The sequence below is a fragment of the Bartonella sp. AA18HLJMS genome, assembly GCF_042197245.1.
In the GTDB taxonomy this organism is placed as follows: domain Bacteria; phylum Pseudomonadota; class Alphaproteobacteria; order Rhizobiales; family Rhizobiaceae; genus Bartonella.
This window is the reverse complement of record NZ_JBHIRP010000029.1, coordinates 2956-7356: the sequence shown is the minus strand read 5'-3', so window position 1 is coordinate 7356 and position 4401 is coordinate 2956. Positions and strand designations below refer to the sequence as shown.

The 4401-nt window shown below is 36.5% G+C and carries 3 protein-coding genes and 1 pseudogene; 1 reads left to right on the top strand and 3 read right to left on the bottom strand.

Annotation, left to right across the window (positions count from 1 at the left end; translation table 11 throughout):
* A pseudogene (locus ACFINW_RS09120) lies at positions 1 to 303 on the bottom strand (ABC transporter substrate-binding protein); the annotation flags it as partial.
* A gap of 1249 nt (positions 304 to 1552) precedes the next feature.
* Between ACFINW_RS09120 and ACFINW_RS09115 the strand changes: the two are divergent.
* Positions 1553 to 1717 carry a hypothetical protein gene (locus ACFINW_RS09115; RefSeq protein ID WP_375621822.1) on the top strand — a complete coding sequence of 55 codons (165 nt, stop codon included), beginning with the start codon at positions 1553 to 1555 and terminating at the stop codon, positions 1715 to 1717.
* A 241-nt stretch (positions 1718 to 1958) separates the two neighbouring features.
* Here the strand turns inward: ACFINW_RS09115 and ACFINW_RS09110 are convergent, their stop codons facing one another.
* Both ACFINW_RS09110 and xseA read right to left on the bottom strand, forming a co-directional pair.
* On the bottom strand, positions 1959 to 2585 hold the full coding sequence (locus tag ACFINW_RS09110) for a DNA-3-methyladenine glycosylase I (RefSeq protein ID WP_375612273.1): 627 nt from the start codon (positions 2583 to 2585) through the stop codon (positions 1959 to 1961).
* Complete coding sequence (xseA, locus tag ACFINW_RS09105; RefSeq protein WP_375641153.1) at positions 2563 to 3993, bottom strand: exodeoxyribonuclease VII large subunit; 1431 nt, start codon at positions 3991 to 3993, stop codon at positions 2563 to 2565. Before xseA ends, ACFINW_RS09110 begins: the two co-directional genes overlap by 23 nt.
* Positions 3994 to 4401: the final 408 nt, after the last annotated feature.

The window sequence follows — 4401 nt, the reverse complement described above, 5'->3', positions numbered from 1 at the left end:
AGTAATCACCGTACTGTGATCATCACCTGAAACATCCCAATGTGTTGCTAAAGCGGGAACCATTTTAGCAGGATCATCTGTCGCAGTACTGACCAAATTATCACAAATATTGTAAATAATTTCACTTCCATAAACATCATTAAGTTGTGCGGGATCAAACGTACTGATTGCATCAAGATTCCAAGCCATCACAAGGGTATTAGCCGGTGTTTTTGCTGAAACTTGTTGTGCAACCATCGCCAATGCCATAAGAGCAGAAACAAGAGAGCTGCTACTTTTCAATATTGTTTTCTTCAAGTTCATAAACTTTTCCCTTTATTTATTTTTATCAATTAATGACGCTGAAATAATATAGCAAATTTATAATTATAACATTGAATAAATACGTTCTAATCGCCTATATTTTTAGTCACCTACACAGAGTCATCTACTTGATAAATTCATTGACTTACGTCTCAATAAACCATAACGAACATGCAATATATGTTTTGCTAACCAGTATTACATTCTTTTCATAACCTCTTTGCATATGATAATGCACTATATCAGTTCCCTATTAATCATCAATAAGCCTTGTCGCCCAAAAAAATAGTGAGCTTTAAAAAAATCATTACGCAAAAATTTATGAATTCATTATTCTATTCCTTTAGGCAACATTTAAAATAAAATATGCAAACTTTAAAAATAGTCATCCCCCTCAAACACTCAGTTTCAAGATGTGGCACATCTTTACTACATGACCAAAACGGCACTGAAACAGCAGAAAGACATAAGAAAATATCTTTTCTAAAACGCTATCCCCCACAAAAAGCTGCTTAATCTTTTGAAAAATAAGTGTCAAAAGTTTTACGTTTTTACCAACAAAACCAAACGCGTTAACAAAGATAAAGGAAAAATGAGAAGAATCATTCCTTCCACGCTTTATCTTTTGAGAAATAAAGCTTACAATAAAAGAATATACACTAAAATGCATCCCCCCATTGATAAAAACAAAATTCATTAGACGTTTCCCCCCTAAAGACATAACGAATATAAACCCTTCTAAACTTTGGCGTGCATCATTGCTTTACCACTATAAAAATAGAATAGAAAACAACATACCGCAACAGAACTCTCGTTTCCAGCGGAAACATACAGAGATTCAACGAAGTAATGTAGTGGATACAAGCCTGCATGAGCTTAATCATCTTCCAAAAAATTGGAGCGCACACGCGGCAAGATCACTCTACTAATAGAGGAAAGCTATCAGATAATAAAACCCAACACAAGCAGCTTGAGTCATTTAACTTCAATTTTTCATCGCTGCATTTCATTTTATATTGCCTAGGTAAGCATTGGGCAATCAACCTACATATAAATAAACCAACAGTCATACAAGCAAAGAAAAACAATGCAACAACAGCACCCCATCTAACAACCACTTTGCATTCGTCAACAAACATGAATAAAATATTCATTAATTATAACAGTCACGTTATTAACGGAAATAAAAAAAACTCTTCTGAACCATTACAAATGCCAAAGACTGTTTCACAACACTGAGAGCTAGTAAATGCGTGATGGTGCCGATTTGCTCCTTCATAAAACTAAAGATGGAGTGCATTATGGACTTATCTGTCATACCATTCACGGGCTGCGTCGCGAAATGGGCTTTGGTGTACTAAATGTTTCTTTAAAACATACAAGACATTACCATTATCTCACTTCAGATACATAACAGTTAAGATATCACTCCTTTTTGCATCTGTTTTTTCATCCTCAAAATTATACCTTTATCGTTTTTAGTGCCAACAACAATAGAAAATCATTAATATTGTATAGTTTGTATATTTCAATTATCTTATACAGCGGAATTGTATAATTTATACATTTATTAAATAATTCAATTATTATCCTATTAATCATTACTCTTATATTATCCTATTAATCATTACTCTTACAAAAGAAAGTTTGCCAATTTATCGACAAAAACATCCTTCAAGATGATCATTAACAATTCCTACGGACTGCATAAAAGCATAACAAATTGTGGGGCCAACAAATGTCCAACCACGTTTCTTCAAGTCTTGAGAAAGACGAAGAGAAGCAGGTGTCATAGGGTTAGCTAACAGTGTTTGAAAATCTATTTTTTCATAACGCTCCAATTGTGGTGGTTGAAAAGACCAAAAATAGTGGGACAAACTCCCCCACTCTGTTATAATTTCTTGTGCTCTCAATGCATTATTAAGCACTGATTGAATTTTTCCTTGATGGCGAACAATGTCTTTATTCTGCATTAACATTTGCACCTTCAGCTCATCATAATGAGCAATCTTTTCAAAGTCAAAGTGATCAAATGCAACGCGAAAAAAAGAGCGTTTTTTTAAAATTGTAAACCAAGAAAGCCCCGCTTGGAAACCTTCAAGACAAATTTTCTCAAACAAACGAATATCCTCAAAAATAGGCTTTCCCCATTCGGTATCATGATAAGCACAATAAAGTGGATCCGTTCCAGCCCATGCGCAACGAACTTTTTCATCCACTCCCTTAAGAAGACCTTCCGCAAGCATGGCATTAACCGTATTAAAAGAGAGTTCCTTGATCATCGCTTGGTGACTTTATCTGCTTGTGTTTTGATCTTTTAGCGGAAATAGGCTCTTGTGTTGCAACACTGATATCTCCATCAAAAAAGCGTAAATTTATTTGCCCTGTTTCAGGAAACTGAACCAATCGTTTAATGGGCTTATGATCTTTCCCCAAAGCCAAAACAAAACCGCGCTCCAAAATATTCTGATATGAAGTGCTTCTTAAAAGCCTAGATACTACCTCTAACCCAGCACGTTGTTTTTCCACACTACGCACAAAAGCACGCTGAAGACGTGCCGTATATTCCTTTGTATTGCGTTGTGCTTTTTCACTATTTAACAAACGCGGTGAAAAACGCACACCAAGTGCATGAAAAGAAAAACGTTTTTTATCGTAGCTTACACAAAGAGCACGCTGCAATCGACTTGAAGTTTCATCCAAACCACGCCGTGGTAGAGCAAAAAGTTGATCGGCAGTCGGAAGAGCTCGTAGAGTAGCACGCAATTTTTGTCGATAAAAATCCAAATAACGCGCGAGTCCCTTGCGCAAACGTGCATCAAGCGATGCCACCAGCACCTCGAGATCAAGCTTAACAGGAACAGCCCGTTCTGCTGCGGCGGTAGGAGTTGGAGCGCGCCAATCAGCCACATAATCAATCAAGGTCCAGTCCGTTTCATGCCCAACAGCAGAAATAACAGGAAGAGAAGATTCATAAACAGCACGAACAACAGCTTCGTCATTAAACCCCCACAAATCTTCTAAACTTCCTCCTCCCCGTGCAACAATAATAAGATCAGGTTTTGGAATAAGTCCACCTAGACCAAGAGCATTAAAACCTTCAACAGCAACAGCCACTTCCCTCCCACTTGTTTCCCCCTGAACACGTACAGGCCAAACCAAAATATGCAACGGAAAACGATCGGATATACGATGAATAATATCACGAATAACAGCACCTGTTGGTGATGTTACAACGCCTAAAATTCGAGGCATATAAGGCAAAGTTTTTTTCTTTTCTTCATCAAACAAGCCTTCTTCTAAAAACTTTTTCTTACGATTTTCAAGAAGTGTCATCAAAGCACCAACCCCCGTTGGTTCAAGAGCCTCAATGACAATTTGATATTTCGATGACCCTGGATAAGTTGTAAGTTTACCAACAGCAACTACTTCCATCCCTTCTTCAGGAGGGAATTTGAGCTTTTCCATAACTCCACGCCAAATAACAGCTTCCAACCTTGCCTTATCATCTTTTAAAGCAAAATAAGCATGTCCCGAAGCATGAGTACCACGGTACCCTGATATCTCCCCACGCACCCGTACATAACCAAACTTTTCTTCAACAACACGCTTTAGAGCCCCTGCTATTTCGGAAACAGTGAATTCTGCCACATTTGTTACACCTGTTTTTTCACTAAACAAACTTACCATTTTTCAATTCTTTACGCCCGTTTCTGTGAACCTTTTTGAAACAACACATCTTTAAACTTTTGATTTATAGCTTCATCAAAATACCCATAACACCGACTAGAACAGCTTATATTTTTAATTTCAAATCGATTATCAGGGTTGTAAAAAAAACTTGAAGCCGTTGTATGGGGATATCTAGAGTCATTATTTCATCCGAAAATTGTATCAATAGAAGTTAAAATACTCAATCCTAACATCCAAACAAACACATCTTCTATAAGAATTCCTGAAATAAAATTCTCTACACAACATAGTAATCCATTCCCGATAAAATTCAATGTATTGCAAAGTGTTAAAGAGCTTTGCAATACATCAAATATATCATGACCATGTTTTTTATATTTTATAAACTTGATACCTTCTTATTTT